Source organism: Seleniivibrio sp., assembly GCF_021209385.1.
In the GTDB taxonomy this organism is placed as follows: domain Bacteria; phylum Chrysiogenota; class Deferribacteres; order Deferribacterales; family Geovibrionaceae; genus Seleniivibrio.
Window position 1 is genome coordinate 1 of record NZ_JAJOIL010000008.1, and the last position, 18,165, is coordinate 18,165.

The following is an 18,165-nucleotide window of genomic DNA, read 5'->3' on the forward strand; positions in this document are numbered from 1 at the left end:
TTTTTGTTCGGCTGTAAACTGCCGCCTCGTTCTGCTCATCTGAACCTCCGATTTCTATTAGTATTTCATATCTATATTTACTTAGAAATACTTTTCTGCTGTCTGAAATCTTGGGTCCACTATATCTCCAGATGATGTCAAACTCTGTAAGAGAGATAAGAAAGCCGACGATGAACAGAGGAATCGCGATGACAAGCCTTTTCAGGTATGCTTTCTGTTCCATGTTCAGCATCTCGGCGATTATAAGACGTGCGCTTCTGAACGCAGTGTCGCCTGATGTGATGGGGAGCAGAACAACGCCGAGGATAGCGAGAATACCGCCGAATCCGCCGAGCAGAGTTGTTGAAACCTGATTGACGACGTATGCGGGACCGCCCTGTGCAAGAGCCGCGTTAAGTTCTGCGGAGCCGTGATAAAAGGTCATGCCGAGTGTCGCCCAGATAAGAGCTATAGCGCCTTCACCTATCATTGCGCCGTAGAAAACGGCTTTGCCACGCTTTTCGCTTTTAAGACATCTCGCCATCATGGGCGACTGTGTGGCGTGGAAACCGCTGAGTGCGCCGCAGGCAATTGTGATGAACATCAGAGGCCACATGGGCAGGTCAGTTGGGTGTACGTTCATTATTGTGCGCTGGGGATAGAATTCGTGTCCCTGAGCAATGAGCGCGATCGTAAGCCCCACAGCCATGAACAGCAGAACCGCGCCGAAAACGGGGTAAATTTTGCCGATTATCTGGTTGATGGGCAGGATTGTCGCAAGGAAGTAATACGCGAATATGATACCCACGAGAACAGGAACTGAGAGGTGGGTCATGTTTGTGAGCAGTTTTGCGGGTCCGAGAACGAAAACTATACCCACGAGAAGAAGAAGGATAACAGAGAACCATCTCATGAACTGTTTAAAGAAGTTGCCGAGGTTCTGACCTACGACATCGGGTACGCTGGCTCCGTTATAACGGATGGAGAGCATACCGGAGAAATAGTCGTGGACAGCGCCTGCGAAGATAGAGCCGATAACTATCCAGAGCAGAGCTGCAGGACCGTACAGAGCGCCGAGAATGGGTCCGAATATGGGTCCAAGACCTGCGATGTTAAGAAGCTGAATGAGCCAGATCTTCCATGTGGGCATCTCCACATAGTCCACGCCGTCGTATTTTGTTGAAGCGGGCGTGGGTCTGTTTTCATCGGAACCGAATATTTTGTCAACGATGGTGCCGTAGGTGACATAGCCTACGACAAGCAGAGCAAGACATGCAAAAAATATTAACATGGGAATAACCTCCGTTAAGATTTTCAATAATATTGCATGTCTTTTGCATATTGAACTGCCGGAATAGCGAACGGTTGTATAAATGTCTTAACGGTGGAATATCGGATTAAACGGTTATACTGTTAAAGTATGATGGAGAGTATTCTGGAAACACCAGGCTCCTGCATGGTAACGCCGTATATGGAATCAGCCTCCGCCATGGTCTTCTGGTTGTGGGTGATAATAACGAACTGTGTGTCCGCAGAGAGTGTATGCACCATACGCAGGAAACGGTCTATGTTGTTTTCGTCCAGCGGCGCGTCTATCTCGTCGAGGAAACAGAAGGGAGTCGGACGGTAGAGGAACAGCGCGAAAAGGAGCGTACACGCACCCATCGCTTTTTCGCCCCCTGACATAAGGTTCATGTTTTGAAGTCTTTTGCCGGGGGGTTGTATGAAAATTTCAACTCCGCTGTTCAGAACATCGTCGGGAGTGGTCAGCGTCAGTTCGCAGGTTCCCTGCCCGAAAAGTATTGCGAAGACGCGTTCAAAGTTTTTCTTAACGCCTTCAAAGGTTTCTCTGAATATCTGAGTTGTATTCTCGTCCATTTCACGGATAAGGTTATGGATGCTCGCCACAGCTTCCTCAAGGTCATTCTTCTGGTTGGTCAAAAATTCATTGCGTTCCTGAATCTCGTTATATTCGGCTTCTGCGGTCATGTTGAGGGGACCGAGTTCGTCTATCTCGCGTTCTATGCCCGAAAGGTCGGCTTTTGCCTTCGCCGGCTGAAAATCCTCCATGTCCATCTCAAAATCTTTGACGTTCATCTGGAATTTTTCTTCAAAAGCTTCGCGCAGGTTTGATATATCGGACTCGAAGCGTTCCTTCTTCTTTTCCGCGTCGAAAATATCGTCCTCTATTCCGCGTATCTCAAGGTTGTATTTGTCTATCTGTTTTCCGGTCTCTTCCTGTTGTTTTTCTGTTTCGGCTATTTCTGTGTCGAGACGGAATTTTTCCTCGTTGAGCAGATGGCGTTTTTTAATTATCTCGTGAAACTCGCCGCGCTTTGCTTCAAGTCTGTCTTTCAGGTTCACTATGTCCGATGTAAGAAGCTGCGACAGCCTGTTTTTGGCTGCTGTGAGCTTTATGCCGGATTCGGAGATGTCTTTGTCTATGAAACCGAGTTCGCGCACGAAACCGTTTATGCTCTCCTGCACGCCGCGCAGTTCAACTTTATATGCTGAGTGTTCATCCCGCACGTCCTCGTACATGGCGTCGATATCTTCCAGTTTGCTGTTGAGTTCCTCTTTGCGCTGTTCGGCTTCCGCCATTTGTGCGGAGAACTCTTTGTTCTGGTTGGTGTAAAGCTCTATCTTCTCTTCGCAGCGCTTTATTTCGCTGCCGATGTTGGCTATCTCGCTGTCTATTATGGAAGCGCGCTTCGTCATGCGCTCGTGTTTCTGCTTTATGTCGGCGATACTGCGTTCTTTGTCTTTTATATCAAGAGTGGCTGTCTGCTTCATCTGCTGGATCTCTTCCAGCTTGTCGGATATGGTCTCAAGGCTGTCGGATACGTCGGGTATCTGCTCGGAAATGCCTTCAAGAGCGGTTTCTGCATCCTCAAGTTCTTCGCCGCATTGCTTTATCTCAGCCTGAAGCTTTACGACGGCTTCTCTTTTGTCGTCCGCGCCTGGTTTTCTGTATATAAGCCCGTTGGCTATGACCGCGCCGTATTCTTTAACGGATTGTTCCGCCGAGTTCAGAAGCTCCTGAACGTCTGTGTCGAAAACGAAGCGGACAGTGTGTTTTACCGATGCGACGCCCTCCATCACCTCGTTTTTTCGGGAAGAGGGGAAAACCACCAGATCGCCGTATTCGCGCACCAGTGCCGGACTGAGTTTTTCCAGCAGCAGGTATCCGCCGAACTTCTCCATCAGGGCTGAGTTATCCTGTCCTGATGTTTCGGATTTAAGCCGCGTGTTCAGCATATTGAGCTTGGATTTAGCGGAATTTATCTCAAGTTTCTTTTCATTTGCCTTGTTTTCAAGGATGTTCAGTTCGTCTTTCAGTTCTGAATATTTGTCCTTATAAGTGTCGAGCGTGTCGTCAAGCGCTTCTATTTCGGTTTGCAGGCGTTTTATCTCCTGCTCGGTGACGATGATGTTGTTTTCAGTGAACTGGGTGTCGCGTATGCTCTCCTCTTTTTCCTGAATCAGCTTTTCTCTGTCCTTTTCATATCGGGTGAGCATGGTTTCGTTCTGAAAGACGGCATTTCTGGCTTCTGAGGCTCTGTGCGCTGTTTTCAGATACTCGTCGTCTGCGGTGAACAGTTCCTCTTTTATATCTTCGCGCATAGTTTCGTAATCGCTGATGCGCTCTTCAATTTCGTCTATCTTCTCCTGCATGGAGGCAATCTTCTCTGTCTGGTTCGCTTTGGATTCCAGAATATCAGCTCTGCGGTCTGTGAGTTCCGAGAGTTTCTTTTGCAGGAACTCTATGTCGCTGTGCAGTGTATCTTTGCTTTTTTCAGCCGCCTCTATCTCGTTTTCAAGCAGCCTGATGTCAGCTTCCGCCCTTCCTGATTCCGCTTCTGCCTTTATGATTGCGTCATTTTTTTCATTAAAGCTTCTGCGCAGTTCCGCTGCCTTCTGGCGCATTTCGGTTTCTGCCGCAGTAAGCTTTGTGAACCGCTCCGTGTGACCGGCGAGGTTTATTTTAAGAGTGTTTATAGTGTTAAGAACTTCGGAAAGTTCCTCGAATGTTTTTTTATGTCTGTGGTAGATGATGGATTTTTGCAGTGACGACTGACGCTTTGCAAGGTCGCGGTATCTGCGCACCTTTTCTGCCTGCAGTGTCAGAGTTTCAAGCTGTCCGCGTATCTCCGCAAGGATATCGGTGACGCGGCTGAGGTTGTCTTTTGTCTGGTTCAGTCTGCGTTCGGCGTCCTTTTTCCCCTCTTTAAAGCGCATAACACCTGCCGTTTCTTCAAAGAACGCTCTCAGTTCTTCCGGGTTTGACTGGATTATCTTATCGACTTTACCCTGTTCAATGATTGAGATGGATTTTGTGCCGAGACCGGAATCGTAAAAAATCTCGCGTATATCTTTCAGACGGCATTTTTTGCCGTTTATGAGGTAATCTCTTTCTCCGGTGCGGTAGTGCTTTCTGGTGACGGTTATTTCGCTGAACGAACCCCATTTGGACGTGAGGCTTTCCGGCAGTTCCGACAGAGTGAGCGACACCTCGGCAAAGCCGGATGCCTTTCTGTGCTGTGAACCTGCGAAAATAACGTCGTCCATGTCGGCTCCGCGAAGTTCCTTCGCGCTCTGTTCGCCGAATATCCAGCGTATTGCGTCCAGTATGTTGCTTTTGCCGGATCCGTTGGGACCTATGACACAGGTTATGCCGCCGGGGAACTCTATGACGGTCTTGTCAACGAAAGATTTAAAGCCCTGAACCGTAAGAGATTTGAATTTCATTTAATATTGTTATTTCAAATCAGGCAAAAAACAAGTGAAATTGATTTTACAGATGCCGTATGTCTGTTAAAGTTATATTATAACTTATAACAGACTGAAAAGGTAAAATACAATGAATGATGTTAAGGCAATGATTGAACGTCTGAAAAAAGAACTTGATCTACTTGGCGACAACCCGCAGCAGGAAGATGTCAGCGCTGTGATAACTGAGATATTAGGTTGCAGAGGATGTGACATTTCATGCTTTATGACCGACAGCGATGTTTTTCAAACCATGCTGGATACCATACCGGTTCCCGTTTATTATAAAAATACCACCGGCAGGTACCTTGCCTGCAATAAAGCTCTCTGTGAGGCGTACGGTTTTGCAAGAACGGATATCGTCGGCAAGACGGCTTATGATTTTTTCCCGAAAGATGTTGCAGATTCGTTCGCTGTCGGCGACAAGGCGCTGATACATGACGCTTCCGAAGAGCGTCTTGAACATCGCGGTCGTTTCCCCGGAATGGAAGACAGTTTTCATATCATCCATAAAAGAGCATTCAAACGAAACGGAAATGTTGAAGGAATCATCGGTGTTATTCTGGATATGACAGAGATAAAAAAAGTTGAGGACACCGCATGGGCATCTGAGGCGTTCTTCAAAACTCTTTTTGAAACGGCACCAATGCCGATTGTGATTATAAACGGCTTTAACATGATAATGGATATGAATTCCTCTGCGGCACAGATGTTTGATCCCGTGGCGACTGTCCCCGGACAGGAGATATCGTCTCTGTTCAGATACCATTCGGATTTTGAAAAGGTGATGTCTGCGGATGGCGGAGCCATCAGGGTGGAGATTCTGGGCAGTGCCGGTGTTGAAGAAGTGGTGGCGATGGTAAGTTCAAACGTTCTTAACGGCGAAATTTGTTACGCCTTTGCATTTATAAGGACGGATATCTAAATGAAACAGTCCGATAATTCAAACAGAGGACAGATATTTGAAGAGTTTGTTTATAAACAGAAACCTGAAATAGAAGTATCCCCTGACAAAATGACCGCAACGGTGAAAATCCCCGAAAACCCGCTTTATGCAGACGTATTCGGACTGCTGGCGGACGCGGGCATATATGCGGGCATAGATACCGCCGCAGTGCGCGAGGTGAACAGTCTTCTTCTGCGCGGCGGCAGGATGGAGCGTTCATATACTGTTGCCAGAGGCAGACAGCCCTCAAACGGACAAAACGGCGAACTTATCCTTCGCTCATCCAGACCGCAGGATGTAATACTTTCTTCCGACGAACTTGTCAGTGTAGATTACAGAATATACAAACAGAAACAGCTTGCCCTGGCGGAGAAGGAACAGCCTATTGCAATGATAATCAACCCCACAATGGGGCGCGAAGGCTCCGACATTTTCGGCAGACCTATCCCTGCTAAAGACGGTGAAGAGGTGCAGCTTGAACTGGGTAAGAACGTTTATGTCAGCGGGAAAAAAGTAATAAGCCTTATTGACGGTCTTGTGGAATACGGCAAAGTAAAAGGTCAGATACATCTTGATGTAAGTGAGGTGTATGTTGTTAAAGAGGATGTGGATTTTTCAACCGGAAACATAGATTTCCCCGGCTCTGTCATCGTTAAAGGCAGTATCAAGGCAGGCTTTGAGGTGAGGGCAAAGAACGAAGTTGTTGCCACTACCATCAGGGGACGTGTTGTTGCCGGCGGAGGTGTTACCGCGCGGCAGGGGATTATTGGCGGGCAGGAAGCAGCAGATATCTATGCGGAAGGTTCTGTATACGCAAAATTTGTTCATAAGGCAAAAATAATCACCAACGAAGGCGTTTATATCAAAAAATCCATCATGAGTTCTGAAATTTACGCGGAAAAAGAGGTTATTGTAGATGGTGTTCCGGGAAGTATAATCGGAGGAAAAGTTTTTTCAGTTGAAGGAATTTCGGCGAGGATATACGGTTCTGAAGCATACATAAAGACCGATGTTGCCATATTCACATCAGTCAAAGATGTGATGGATATGAAAAGAATGATGGCGCAGCGGTATGAAACATCGAAAATGCTTACCAAGCTTGAAACCTATCTTGGCAACAATAAGGAAATACTTATGCGTCAGGGGGAAGACAAGCGGGTCATGATAGATAAACTGCTGATAAAAAGGGAGCAGATGAGAAAAGAGGTAGCTTTTTTTGACAGCATGATAAAAGAGGTTCAGGCGAAGCTGGTGCTAAAGAATGATAGCCGTATCTTTGTGGGCAGGCATGCTTATCCGGAGGTCAAGTTCATGATAGGAGGACGTTTTGCCCTGACCAAGGATAAAACAACAAAAGGATACTACTATTTTGATACCAAATCGGAGGAGGTTGAGTTCGGATACGGTTAAATGCTCAGAAATTTTGAGTTAAAAGCATACCCGTCGGCAGATTCACTTAACAGACCCATATCGATGAATTTTTTAATATCCCTTGCGGCTGTTGTGCGGCTGACCTTGCCGTAATAGTTTGTGAACGGCTTTTTCAGAAGCATATCCTCATAGCGGAACACGTTTCCTGTTCTGTAAAGCATCAGAAGAAAATCGTGCTGGCGTTTTATGAGTTCCTTTTCATCCAGAAGAACAGCGAGATATTTTTCCACGCTGTTGTGGCGTATGGTGGCAAGACTTGTACGGATTCCGTCTTTCATCATCATGATCAGTCTGCGCGCGGTGAAGTCTGCAAAGCCTGATATGTCGGAAGTTCTGTAAAATTCAGAAACATTTTTAAGATATTCTTCCCTGTTGCTGGCGAACACTTCCTGCATAAGGTACGGCAAATCGTTCAGCCCCAGCTTTCTCATTAAGAAAATACTTGTGATAGCAGCTGTTTTGCCGTTGGCAGTTGAAAACGGCTGGATCTTTTTCAGATGCAGATGAAGAAGAAGTCCTTTCAGGAATGGGCTGACCTTCGCGGTCTCATCACATGTTAGCCATTCTGTCAGGTGTTTCATAAGAAAATTGATATCCAGTGCCGAGGCTGGCGGAGTCCATCCGGTTTCGCCGTCTTCACAATGTGCCGCCGTCTTTCTGTAGGTTCCTGCATCCGCAACGTTCATGCTGCGTGTAAGCTCCGCATGAACCGACGCTGCAAATTCCGGCGTAAGTGGGTCGGTGAGACTGTTTTCGGCATGTTTCAGCGCGTAGAAGACGTTGATAGTGCTTACAGACTGCATGTCTTGTGTGAAATTGCTGCGGTCGTGGGTTATTATACGGCAGACCTGATCGAATGTGACGTCGCTGTCGTCCATGCTGATCAGACTGTAGACTGATCTTGCCGTAAGATTGTCCGTGAGATATGAAAAGGCGCCCGGGCGCGAGGGTATGTTGAGCAGCATCTCAATGGAAGATACCACGGGCATTACTTCTGCCGAAAGCCCGGAATTGAAGAAATAACTGCTTGAATGGAATGTTTTGACTGTTCGCACCGCTCACCATATTGATTAAAATTTAATCAATACTATTACGGGTCAGCGGATTATTCAAGTCCTTTCGCCTGAATCCACAGATTTTCCATTTCATCAAGTGCTGCTTCCTCACATGAACGTCCGTTCTTTTTGAGCTCTTTCTCTATATGTTTGAAACGTTTGATAAATCTATCGTTTGCTTTTCTGAGGGCTTCGTCAGGATTCACTTTGCAGAAACGGGACATATTTATGATTGAAAAGAGAACATCGCCTATTTCGTGTTCCATCTTTTCTCTGTCGCCCTCATCGAAAGCCTCTTTAAACTCGTCAATCTCTTCGTCCAGCTTTGCCATGCAGTCTTCGGGTTTTTCCCAGTCAAAACCGACCTTGCGCACTTTTTCCTGAATTTTCAGCGCGCGCATGACTGACGGGTATGCGGCGGGAATATCGCTGAGTATTGATTCAGCCTGTTTTGCTTTTTTCTCTTCCTTTTTGATCTCGTCCCAGTTTGCTATGACTTCGTCCGAGTCAGAAACGGATAGCGTTCCGAAAACGTGCGGGTGTCTGCGCACCAGTTTTGCGGAGACCTCGGAAAGAACCTCGTCAATGTTAAAGCGTTTTTCATCCTCTGCCATAACGCTGTGAAACACAGTGTGAAACAATACATCGCCCAGTTCTTCGCGTATGTTTGGGATATCTTTTCTGTCAAGGGCATCCAGAAGCTCAAAAGCTTCTTCTATAAAGAGGTTTTTTATTGAGAAGAGATTTTGCTCTCTGTCCCACGGACAGCCGTTTTCGCTGCGTAACGTTTTGACAATGTTTACCAGTTTTTCAAATTCTTCACTCATTTAATTGATTTCCTATCCGATAAATTATACAATATTACGTTGATTCAAACATAAAAGTTACGGGGAGTTATTTAACTCAATTTTGAGGTGAAGTATGCGCTTTATTAAATTAAGTATCAAGCAGTATGTTTCAATAGGGGTGTACATAGGGATACTGCTTATAACGGTGATACTTTCAGGATACGACTATCTTTCGCTCCGCGGAACTATGATAAAAGATGCCGCATCCGATATGTCCTCCATGTCTGATATTATTAACGAAAGGCTCAATGAAAAGCTGGGTGATATCTCCCTGACCGTCAAGTCCATTGCCGATGATCAGGAAACAGCCGGTATGCTTGCCGCAGGAGACCGCGAAGGGCTTATCGGAAAATATAAGAAATATTACGAGTCAGTTAAAGATTCAGGCGTTGTTCAGTTTCAGTTCCACACGCCTCCTGCAACCAGCTTCCTTCGTCTGCACAAGATAGATAAGTTCGGTGACGATCTTTCTGCGTTCAGAGGAACCGTTATTCAGGCGAATAAAACGCTTAAACCTGTTATCGGTCTTGAGGTGGGAAAGGGCGGTCCCGGACTTCGCTCTGTTTTTCCCGTAGTGTATCAGGGACAGCACGTCGGTTCTGTTGAATTCGGAGGTTCCATTGACCCCCTTGTGGACTATATGAGCAAATCATTTGATGTATCATTTGCCGTTGGCATAAAAGAGGACGTCATAGCTAAATCCGAAGGAATGGACAGGCAGTCTTCTGATGTTGATAAAGACGGAATAAGGTATTACAGGAACAACCTTGAACATGCAGAAGAATTCGTAAACGCATATAAAGGCGACGGCATCTCTGAAATAGACGGACACAGTATTTATATCTACAACTTTGCACTTAAAGACTATAAAGGCGACGACATCGGAAATATCCTGTTCTTTAAGGATATGACCCCTCAGCTTAAAAGCGCTCTGCTTGCAGCAATCAAAAAGTTCATAATCGGTTTTGTTATGGCATCCATATTTGCCGTAATACTGTACTACACTCTGCAATACTATCTGAAACTCATAGACAAGCTGGGACAGATCGCCGACGCTGTTACAACCGGCAACGGCGACCTTTCAAGACGTCTGCCCGTTAAGAAAGAGGGCAACGAGCTTGAGACAGTTTCATTTAAAATGAACAATTTCCTCGGCACTCTTGATAAAAACCTGACAAAGACCATACATACTCTGGGCGACCTGCTCTCAGGCGTTATGCCCATTTACTACGCTTTGGTGGACGTGCGCAAAGCGGCGAACCAGAACGTTGACCTCTCCGCAACCGTAGCGGCGGCTGGAGAGGAGATGAGCGTTACAGTTGAGGAGATATCACGCAACACAGCCGAAGTGGCGGAAAAGGGCGAAAGAACCCTTGTGATGGCACAGGAAGGCTCCGCCATAGTTCAGGAAGCAACCGAGAAAGCGGAACACGTTAAGGAAGTTGTTGCGTCGCTGGCAACAGACATCAGCTCGCTGACTGAAAATGCCACTACAATCGGTTCGGTTGTTAACGTTATTAACGACATATCGGAACAGACAAACATGCTGGCTCTTAACGCCGCCATCGAAGCGGCAAGAGCTGGTGAAGCGGGCAGAGGTTTCGCAGTTGTTGCGGACGAGGTTCGCAAACTGGCGGAAAAGACACTTGCCTCCACAAACGAGATAGAGAAGATTGTCAAAGTGATTCAGGAGAACGTTAAGAAAGCAAACGGAAACGCAAAACTTGTTGAAGAGAACATCATTGAGCAGGTTCAGGCAACTGAAAAAGCCAACGAACGCTTTAACGAGATACTCCACTCCGTTATGGATCTGAACGCTCTGCTTCTGAACACATCCACAGCATCCGAAGAGCAGGCGAGTGCCACTGCGGACGTTGCAGGCAATATTGAAAAAGTTGCTGAATCTTCAAAAGAATCCAGAGACAGGGTCGAAAGCCTTATGGATGAGATCGACACGCTCATGGATGCACTGAGCAATATAGAAAAAGACCTTATTCAATATGAACTTTCCTGCAGTTCGCTCCTGTTTGTCAAAGCGAAAATGGCTCACGTTAAATATCTTAAAAATGTGTATAATTCCTTTATGAAAGGCGTTGCGCCCACCAACCTGAAAGACCATGCAAGCTGCGATTTCGGCAAAATGTATTACAGCAAACAGTCTCAGGCGATTTTCGGCAGCGACCCTGATTATAAGGCTATTGAGAAACCGCATATGGAAGTACATAAGCTTTCCCACCAGATCGCCGACCTTCTGCAGAAGGGCGAACGTGAAAAAGCGCAGGATGTTCTTTATGTCATGCGTCAGAATGTGGAACACCTTATCGGGCTTCTGGATAAAATGTTTGAAAAGGCGAAATGCCTGTAAGATATACGAAGGCGCACTTAACGGTGCGCCTTTTTTCTTGATTTATCTGTAAAACGTGCGATTCTATTGATATGAATATCGACGAAGCATCAGCAATTTATCTTGACTTCATGCAGAACGAGAAGGGCGCCTCCCGCCATACAATCGTGAACTATTCAAAAGACCTTGCAGACCTCTGCACATATCTGGAAGAGGCAGGCATAAACACTGTTGAAGAAGCGGATTTTTTCATGCTCCGCGGGTTTGTCGCCATGCTGTATGAAAAAGGATTCTCCAAGTCCACCGTTGAACGTAAGATAGCCTGTCTGAAATCTTTCTTTAACTTTTTGCAGAAGAAGAACAAATCAGAAGATAACCCCGCGCGGATGCTCAAATTTCCGAAAAAAGAGAAAAAAGCGTTCGACGTGTTCAATATCGACAGCATCATGACTTTGCTTGAATTGCCTGACAAATCAGCTCCTTTCGGACTGCGCGACGCGCTTTTGCTTGAGATGATGTACGGAACCGGTGTGCGCGTCAGCGAGCTTGTTGGGCTTGGCATAAACGATATCGACTTCGGCGGTCTGCGTATCCGTGTCAAAGGAAAGGGCAAAAAGGAGCGCATCGTGCCGCTGGCTGATATGCATATCGAGATGATAAAAGAATATCTGGACAGACGTGCGGACGATTGCGGCGGATATGTCAAAGACGGCGAAGCGCTGTTCATAAATAAGCTGGGAACGCGTCTCACGGACAGGTCGGTCAGACGCATAGTAGAGAAATACCTTCTGCTCGCCGGACTGCCGTTGGACTATTCTCCTCACTCGTTTCGTCACACCTACGCAACGCATCTGCTCGAAGGCGGCGCAGACCTGCGCACCATACAAACCCTTCTTGGACACGAATCTCTGTCTACAACGCAGAAATATACCCACCTTAACCTCTCAGAACTTCTGAAAGTGTATGACAAGACACATCCCAAAGCCAAAAAATAGTGGTTGCTGTTGATATGCATCGCATTACGGCGTCAGCTCTTCCTCGGAACTGCTCACATACAAACAAGTATGCTCGCAGCCCGCTCGGAGCATCTTCCTTGTACTGCTCGCATCTGAACAGCAACCGTTGTCGTTGATATGCATCGCATTACGGCGTCAGCTTTTTAATTTTTCGGGTCATGTACTTCTATGTACATTCCCCTTCAAAATCAAAAACCTTCCTTGTACTGCTCGCATCTGAACAGCAACCGTAGCTGTTGATGAACGTCGTCATTTTTCAACTCCATCTTATCTACACAAAAACTTCTTAATTTTTCCTTAATATGTACGAATATATTGAACAGAGGTTATATATGGAAGATTTTCGTATAACAATGCCGGATATGGAATTTGGTCAGTACAATACCGCTTCATTTCGTGGGGTCAGTCTGTCGAGTCTTCATCAGCAGAATTCTGAAATGGATAAAACTGACATTTCGTCTATAGCTGAAAGGCTCAAGTTTCAGGCTGAAGCCATGCTCGAATCAAGTGTAGAAGATTCAGGTAAACCGATCGTAAACGGCATTGATGCTGACTATATAAATACAATTATTGAACTTGGAAAGGCAATGCCGAAGGGTGATGTGGACATCGACGATCTCTCGTGGGGATTAATAGTTAAAATGGGCATGGAAATGGGCATTGAGGATGCGGATGTTCTGAAAGAGCTGAAAATTTCGGATGTTGACACCTATTTCTACGAAGCTGTTTATAAAGAAGCGGCAATTAACGCAGGCATGAGTCGTTTTGATGAAAACGGTCAGGCTGTGGCATACAATAGGGCGTCTGATATCTGGAAAGATATGTTTCTGACAGACGACGAAGGCAACTTCTTAAAAGATGAAAATGGCAAACCCGTTAGGAATGAAAATTTCGTCCAATACCGTATCCAGACCAAAGGTGCAAAAGTTACCGGTTACAGCACGGATGCACCGGTATGGAATTTTAAAAATTATGAAGGGAAACTCACAGGTCTGCAAGGAGGCTTTTTACAAAACCTGCTTCTTGCTGTAGACAGCGAAGACCCGTACATGTACCGATACGTTCGCGAACAGGTGACAAGCAGAATGCCGACATGGTCAGCGGAGACAACTGCTAAGATGAGTGAAAGTGAAAAAACAGATTTCTATATCAGACAGCTTACATATTCATACAAACTGCTTAAGTCGTCAATGATCAGCTCTATGACGATAAAACAGCAGCTCGATGAACTGAAAGCCATGTATTCAGATGGGAAATGGGAAAAGGTCAAACCGGGCGGCGGTATGACAGGTTATCTTATCGGCAGCAGGTAGTCAGTCAGTCGCTGCTGCAAAGAGCGTCGCTGTGGTCGTTTTCTAAGAGGATAGTAAACTCCACTCCGTCGGAACAGTTATGGAATTCAAGCTGTCCGTGCAGAAAATTCGTCATGACCGTTTTTGCTGTATAAAGCCCCAGTCCGGTTCCGTTTCCTGTGTTTTTCGTGGTGAAATAGGGCATGAATATCTTGTCTTTTATTTTTTCGTCAATGGGTTCGCCGTTATTTTTTATACAGATGGAGATCAGGCTTGGGCTGACCACAACACTGACATTTATAAATCCTTTTGAGATTACTTTCTTTTTGAGTGCTTCGCAGACGGCTTCTTTCGCATTATCTATTATGTTTGTGAATACATGGTTAAATTTCATGACGTCAATCATGTTTGAAGCTAAATCGTACGAGCATGCTGGGTAAGTTTCAAATGAATCGAAAATTTCAGTTTTGTTTTGGCATGTGCAGCTGAAGTGAAGGTCTGTATTGTTGAACTCAATTTCAGGCTGGTATAATTTCAGAAGATCAAATATATGATGAACAATGTTTTTTCTTGTTTCAACCCTTTCGCAGTTCAGAGATGAGATGAACTTGTCAATAACTGCTGACATGTCCTGAATTGTTCCCATTGCTCTTTTTCCAAACTCTTTGATATCACCGTTGCTCAATTTGTTCAAATCGTGAAGTTCGCACAGGTCCTGCACCGAAAGAGCAAGAACGTTCAACGGCTGACGCCAGTGGTGTGATATGGTCGTCAGCAGCTTATTTACGTCGTTTTCGCGTTCTTTGAGAAATAGATTGTATTCTTTGCAGCATCCATCGTCAGAATTTGCCTTGGATTCAGTGGAAAATGATATTTTTTCCGCTGAATCACATACAACGGAGTGTTTCATGACTTCCCCCTCATTCTCTGCAGCAAATCTATTGAGCTCATGTGTGGATGACGATGGTATTTTAACTATAAAATAACTGTAATCAGCCATATGTCACCTTATAACTGTACAATAAGACCAGCAATCTGGTACCATGGAATCGTCGTGACCATGCAGGAGGCATTGTTGAGTTATGTAAAGATACCAATATATTACATGATTTCATTTATGACATTAATCACACGGTCTGAATATAATTGTATATTATATAGTCAAGATTCGTCAACAATATTATTTCGGTATATTCTATTCATTTGTGTTTATACTTAGAATATTGTCTAGTTATGTGTAATAAAAATCATCATTTAGTTGAAATTGGAAAGCGTATTAAAGACGCCAGAAAAGCGAAAGGCTGGTCGCAGGAAACACTTGCGGAACATGTCAATATTCATGCTACTTATATGTCACAAATTGAAACAGGAAAGGTGAACCTTACTGTTAATATACTGAAATCCATTGCGGACAATCTTGAGATATCCATGAAGGATCTGGTTTCCGAATACCATGATGAAAACGAACTTCCTGAGTTCCTGAGAGAGGTAAGGGCTGGATATTTCAAGGCAAAAGAGACCGAGCGCGGTTCATATATTAAAGCCGTGCGCGGAATAATCTATGCCTTCACATCCAGACGCAAATAATCCCGCACTGCCTGTTATTCCTTTATAAGTTCAAATTCCTGTGTTTCCTTGTTATAGTTATAAACCTCACCTGTGGCTATCACATAATACCAGCCGTAAATATTAAGTTTTCCTGCTTTATATCTGTCGGCGATAAGCGGATATGAAAGGATGTTTTTCATCTGTTCAACGATATTTACCTGCTCTGTTATCCACTCCCGCTCTTCTTCGGTGGCGCCGGGGTAGTTTTCCTCCACCTGTTTGCGTATGTCGCCAGCCTGTTCCAGCCAGTGTTCAACGTTCGGGATATCTTTGAAGTATTCTTCGTCTTTGAACAGTGCATGGCAGCCCCCGCAGTTGGAGTGTCCGCATATTACTATATTTTCAACGCCGAGGGTCATTACTGCAAATTCGATTGCGGCAGTGGTCGCGGCATATTCTTTTGATATACGGTATTTAGGTACGATGTTTGCGATGTTGCGCACGACGAAAAGTTCGCCGGGCATCGCTTTTGTGATAAGTTCCGGGACAACTCTGGAATCTGAACAGCCGATAAACAGGGTATGCGGTTTTTGTCCATGTCCGAGGTTACGGAAGAATTCTTTATGTTTTTCAAAGCTGCGTTCGCGGAAGCGCACAGCTCCTTTAAAAAGATTGTCCATGCGGTCTCCTGAAAAAAAGGGTCTGTACCTTTTGGCACAGACCCTGACAAATTATCAGATAACGGGTCCGCCCGCAATGATTTCTGCGGAAGTGACCGCTTCGTATTTCTTAAAGTTTTCTTTGAAGCCGCTTGCGAGAGCTTTAAGTTTTTCCATGTATTCGTCTTTGTCCTTCCAGCTTTCGATGGGTTGAAGAACGTCTGTGGGGATATCGCCAAGTGTTTTGGGGATACCGAATCCGAATACTGGATCAGCCATGAATTCAGATTTGTTGATTTCGCCTGAAAGGATGGCTTTTATGATTTTACGGGTATATTTGATTTCAAATCTTTTGCCTACTCCGTAGGGTCCGCCTGTGAGACCGGTGTTTACAAGGTAGCAGCTTGCGCCGTGTTTAACTATCTTGTCGCCGAGCAGCTTGGCGTAAACGGAGGGGTGCCATACCATAAAGGGTTCGCCGAAACATGTGGAGAACACTGCTTTGGGTTCTGTAACGCCTTTTTCGGTACCCGCAACTCTGGCTGTGTAGCCGGAGATGAAGTGGTACATTGCCTGGGGAACAGTCAGTTTGGATACGGGAGGAAGAACACCGAAAGCATCGTATGTAAGGAAGATAACCACATTGGGGTGTCCGCCTTTTCCTGATTCAACAATGTTGGGGAGTGAATCTATGGGATAAGACGCTCTTGTGTTCTCTGTATATTTTTCATCGTCAAGGTCGATTTTTCTGTTTTCGTCCATCACAACGTTTTCAAGGATGGTTCCGAATTTCTGCGTACAAGCGTAGATATCGGGTTCCTGAACGGGAGAAAGCTTGATGACCTTTGCGTAGCATCCGCCTTCAATGTTGAAAACGCCTTCGTCGCTCCAGCCGTGTTCGTCGTCACCGATAAGGTGTCTTTCGGGGTCAGTGGAAAGGGTTGTTTTTCCTGTTCCTGACAGACCGAAGAAAAGAGCTGTGTCGCCGCCTTCGCCGATGTTGGCGGAGCAGTGCATGGACATGATGCCTTTTTTGGGAAGGACATAGTTCATAACTGTGAAGATGGATTTTTTGATTTCGCCGGCATAGCTTGTTCCGCCGATGATAACCAGTTTCTTTTTAAAGTTGAGCAGTATGAAAGCTTCGCTGTTTGTTCCGTCTTCTTCCGGGTCAGCGTGGAAACCGGGGCAGCCGATAACAGTGAAGTCAGCTGCGAAATCCTGAAGATTGCGCTCGTCGTTCTCAGAGATGAACATGTTGCGCGCGAAAAGGTTCTGCCATGCGGAGTCGTTTATAACGCGGACTTTAAGTCTGCTGTTTTCATCAGCTCCGGCATAACATTCCTGAACGTAGATGTCTCTGCCCTGCATGTATGCTTTAAGCTTTCCGAAAAGTCTTTCAAATTTTTCTTCAGAGATGGCAACGTTACCTTTTCCCCAGTTAACGTCAGCCTTTGTGGTTTCTTCTTCAACGATGAATTTGTCGTTGGGGGAGCGGCCTGTGCATCTGCCTGTGAGGCATACCACAGCGCCTTTATCAGCGATTTTTCCTTCGCCGTTTTTAACAATTTCTTCATACAGTTCTGCGGCTGTCAGGTTTCTTTTTATTTCACCGAGGTTGGTGAAGCAGTATCCGTCGAGCACACATATTTCTGCTTTACTCACATTGTCCTCCTGATGGGATGAAAATAGTATGGGGTTTTGCAAACGCGGCATTCTACACGATTGTCAGAAGGTGTTCAAGCTATATTTGACATTTTTTTTTATGTGGTTTTTTTGCACCAAAGTGCTTCATTATTAGTGATTTAAGTTCCAAATACGCTTATTTGGTTTTTCAATATCAATAAATGGTGACAGTAAGTTTCCTAATAAGAGAGTGCTTTACGGTGAAATTTGTCCGAAATGGTTTTTATGCTGTTTTGTGATTTTTTCATCAATTCTTGCATTTCGCTGAACACATCTATATAATCCCTGCTGAAATGGAAATGTTCTTCATTCCTGCCGACGACAGGCACATAAAAAAAGAGAAAGAGAAGGCGAGAGAACTGCGCCGCACGCAATGGTGGAAAAACAAAGTTGCGGAAGGCGTATGTTATTATTGCGGCGAAAAATTTCCGCCTGCTGAGCTTACAATGGACCACATTGTGCCTGTGGCTCGCGGCGGTATGTCCACCAAAGGGAATGTCGTTCCCGCATGCAAAGAATGTAACAACAAGAAAAAATATCTATTACCCATAGAGTGGGAAGAGTACCTTAATACTCTCAAACGGAGTTGAT

14 protein-coding genes are annotated in these 18,165 nt (G+C 45.3%); 7 read left to right on the forward strand and 7 right to left on the reverse strand.

Going from position 1 to position 18,165, the window contains the following annotated elements:
• Positions 1 to 1,270 (reverse strand): carbon starvation CstA family protein (locus LRY47_RS02270; RefSeq protein ID WP_295222198.1); only part of this gene is annotated, 1,270 nt, incomplete at its 3' end.
• 122 nt (positions 1,271 to 1,392) lie between these two features.
• Positions 1,393 to 4,728: an AAA family ATPase gene (locus tag LRY47_RS02275; protein ID WP_295222200.1), complete on the reverse strand. Its 3,336-nt coding sequence runs from the start codon at positions 4,726 to 4,728 to the stop codon at positions 1,393 to 1,395.
• Positions 4,729 to 4,840: 112 nt separating this feature from the next.
• Here LRY47_RS02275 and LRY47_RS02280 point away from each other — a divergent pair, with 112 nt between their 5' ends.
• Complete coding sequence (locus LRY47_RS02280; RefSeq protein ID WP_295222203.1) at positions 4,841 to 5,674, forward strand: PAS domain-containing protein; 834 nt, start codon at positions 4,841 to 4,843, stop codon at positions 5,672 to 5,674.
• On the forward strand, positions 5,675 to 7,105 hold the full coding sequence (locus LRY47_RS02285) for a FapA family protein (RefSeq protein ID WP_295222207.1): 1,431 nt from the start codon (positions 5,675 to 5,677) through the stop codon (positions 7,103 to 7,105).
• Here LRY47_RS02285 and LRY47_RS02290 read toward each other — a convergent pair.
• Together LRY47_RS02290 and mazG are read right to left on the reverse strand one after the other, a co-directional pair.
• A complete protein-coding gene (locus LRY47_RS02290) occupies positions 7,102 to 8,115 on the reverse strand; it encodes a Fic family protein (RefSeq protein WP_295222210.1) in 1,014 nt (337 codons plus the stop codon). The genes LRY47_RS02285 and LRY47_RS02290 overlap by 4 nt on opposite strands.
• Before the next feature lie 116 nt (positions 8,116 to 8,231).
• On the reverse strand, positions 8,232 to 9,008 hold the full coding sequence (gene mazG / locus LRY47_RS02295) for a nucleoside triphosphate pyrophosphohydrolase (protein WP_295222212.1): 777 nt from the start codon (positions 9,006 to 9,008) through the stop codon (positions 8,232 to 8,234).
• Between the two features lie 94 nt (positions 9,009 to 9,102).
• Between mazG and LRY47_RS02300 the strand changes: the two genes are divergently transcribed.
• From LRY47_RS02300 to LRY47_RS02310, 3 genes are all read left to right on the forward strand, one after another.
• Positions 9,103 to 11,394 (forward strand): methyl-accepting chemotaxis protein, encoded by a 2,292-nt coding sequence (locus LRY47_RS02300; RefSeq protein ID WP_295222214.1) that lies wholly within the window; start codon positions 9,103 to 9,105, stop codon positions 11,392 to 11,394.
• A gap of 71 nt (positions 11,395 to 11,465) precedes the next feature.
• Positions 11,466 to 12,368, forward strand: a complete 903-nt coding sequence (locus tag LRY47_RS02305) for a tyrosine recombinase XerC (protein ID WP_295222215.1) — start codon at positions 11,466 to 11,468, stop codon at positions 12,366 to 12,368.
• A gap of 353 nt (positions 12,369 to 12,721) precedes the next feature.
• Positions 12,722 to 13,702 (forward strand): hypothetical protein, encoded by a 981-nt coding sequence (locus tag LRY47_RS02310; protein ID WP_295222217.1) that lies wholly within the window; start codon positions 12,722 to 12,724, stop codon positions 13,700 to 13,702.
• 4 nt (positions 13,703 to 13,706) lie between these two features.
• On the opposite strand, the gene LRY47_RS02315 is transcribed toward LRY47_RS02310, so the two are convergent.
• On the reverse strand, positions 13,707 to 14,591 hold the full coding sequence (locus LRY47_RS02315; protein WP_295222219.1) for a HAMP domain-containing sensor histidine kinase: 885 nt from the start codon (positions 14,589 to 14,591) through the stop codon (positions 13,707 to 13,709).
• A 323-nt stretch (positions 14,592 to 14,914) separates the two neighbouring features.
• Between LRY47_RS02315 and LRY47_RS02320 the strand changes: the two genes are divergently transcribed.
• On the forward strand, positions 14,915 to 15,268 hold the full coding sequence (locus LRY47_RS02320; protein WP_295222221.1) for a helix-turn-helix transcriptional regulator: 354 nt from the start codon (positions 14,915 to 14,917) through the stop codon (positions 15,266 to 15,268).
• Positions 15,269 to 15,282: 14 nt separating this feature from the next.
• Here the strand turns inward: LRY47_RS02320 and LRY47_RS02325 are convergent, their stop codons facing one another.
• Together LRY47_RS02325 and pckA are read right to left on the reverse strand one after the other, a co-directional pair.
• On the reverse strand, positions 15,283 to 15,909 hold the full coding sequence (locus tag LRY47_RS02325) for a carbonic anhydrase (protein WP_295222224.1): 627 nt from the start codon (positions 15,907 to 15,909) through the stop codon (positions 15,283 to 15,285).
• Positions 15,910 to 15,963: 54 nt separating this feature from the next.
• Entirely contained in the window at positions 15,964 to 17,553 is a 1,590-nt protein-coding gene (pckA, locus tag LRY47_RS02330; protein ID WP_295222227.1) for a phosphoenolpyruvate carboxykinase (ATP), read from the reverse strand.
• A gap of 314 nt (positions 17,554 to 17,867) precedes the next feature.
• Here pckA and LRY47_RS02335 point away from each other — a divergent pair, with 314 nt between their 5' ends.
• Complete coding sequence (locus LRY47_RS02335) at positions 17,868 to 18,164, forward strand: HNH endonuclease (RefSeq protein ID WP_366043091.1); 297 nt, start codon at positions 17,868 to 17,870, stop codon at positions 18,162 to 18,164.
• Position 18,165 lies beyond the last annotated feature (1 nt).

Excerpts from the sequence above, each read along its gene's own strand:
- LRY47_RS02275 (WP_295222200.1), bottom strand. The coding sequence starts at position 4,728 with ATGAAATTCAAATCTCTTACGGTTCAGGGCTTTAAATCTTTCGTTGAC.
- LRY47_RS02280 (WP_295222203.1), top strand. The coding sequence starts at position 4,841 with ATGAATGATGTTAAGGCAATGATTGAACGTCTGAAAAAAGAACTTGAT.
- LRY47_RS02285 (WP_295222207.1), top strand. The coding sequence starts at position 5,675 with ATGAAACAGTCCGATAATTCAAACAGAGGACAGATATTTGAAGAGTTT.
- LRY47_RS02290 (WP_295222210.1), bottom strand. The coding sequence starts at position 8,115 with ATGCCCGTGGTATCTTCCATTGAGATGCTGCTCAACATACCCTCGCGC.
- mazG (WP_295222212.1), bottom strand. The coding sequence starts at position 9,008 with ATGAGTGAAGAATTTGAAAAACTGGTAAACATTGTCAAAACGTTACGC.
- LRY47_RS02300 (WP_295222214.1), top strand. The coding sequence starts at position 9,103 with ATGCGCTTTATTAAATTAAGTATCAAGCAGTATGTTTCAATAGGGGTG.
- LRY47_RS02305 (WP_295222215.1), top strand. The coding sequence starts at position 11,466 with ATGAATATCGACGAAGCATCAGCAATTTATCTTGACTTCATGCAGAAC.
- LRY47_RS02310 (WP_295222217.1), top strand. The coding sequence starts at position 12,722 with ATGGAAGATTTTCGTATAACAATGCCGGATATGGAATTTGGTCAGTAC.
- LRY47_RS02315 (WP_295222219.1), bottom strand. The coding sequence starts at position 14,591 with ATGAAACACTCCGTTGTATGTGATTCAGCGGAAAAAATATCATTTTCC.
- LRY47_RS02320 (WP_295222221.1), top strand. The coding sequence starts at position 14,915 with ATGTGTAATAAAAATCATCATTTAGTTGAAATTGGAAAGCGTATTAAA.
- LRY47_RS02325 (WP_295222224.1), bottom strand. The coding sequence starts at position 15,909 with ATGGACAATCTTTTTAAAGGAGCTGTGCGCTTCCGCGAACGCAGCTTT.
- LRY47_RS02335 (WP_366043091.1), top strand. The coding sequence starts at position 17,868 with ATGGAAATGTTCTTCATTCCTGCCGACGACAGGCACATAAAAAAAGAG.